This window comes from Vaccinium witches'-broom phytoplasma str. VAC (assembly GCF_000309405.1).
Taxonomy (GTDB): Bacteria; Bacillota_I; Bacilli_A; order Acholeplasmatales; family Acholeplasmataceae; genus Phytoplasma.
On the sequence record NZ_AKIN01000271.1, the window covers coordinates 1 to 394 of the forward strand.

Sequence of the window (394 nt, forward strand, 5' to 3'; positions counted from 1 at the left end):
ATCTTTGCGATGTGGTTAACGCAGCGGCTTGTGGAGCCGACACGCGTGGGTTCGATTCCCATCAGCCGCCCCAATTTATTATTTTATCTTTATATCTTTTGTAGGCCCATAGCCAAGTGGTAAGGCAACGGACTTTGACTCCGTCATTCGTTGGTTCAAATCCAGCTGGGCCTGCCAAGGCTAACAACATAAATGCGACAACTTTAAATTAATCTGCGGGTGTGGCGGAATGGAAGACGCACTAGACTTAGGATCTAGCGCTTTTGGCGTGCAGGTTCAAGTCCTGTCACCCGTACCATTAATATTAAAAATTATTATTTTAAAATATTTTAATCGCAAAGATCGGAAGAGCGTCGTGTAGGGAAAGAGTGTAGATCTCGGTGGTCGCCGTATC

General features: G+C 45.4%; 2 tRNA genes. Both read left to right on the forward strand.

Annotated elements, in window-relative coordinates:
- Positions 1-102 precede the first annotated feature (102 nt).
- Positions 103-177, forward strand: a tRNA-Gln gene (locus RI68_RS03420).
- Positions 178-215: 38 nt separating this feature from the next.
- Positions 216-298, forward strand: a tRNA-Leu gene (locus RI68_RS03425).
- Positions 299-394: the final 96 nt, after the last annotated feature.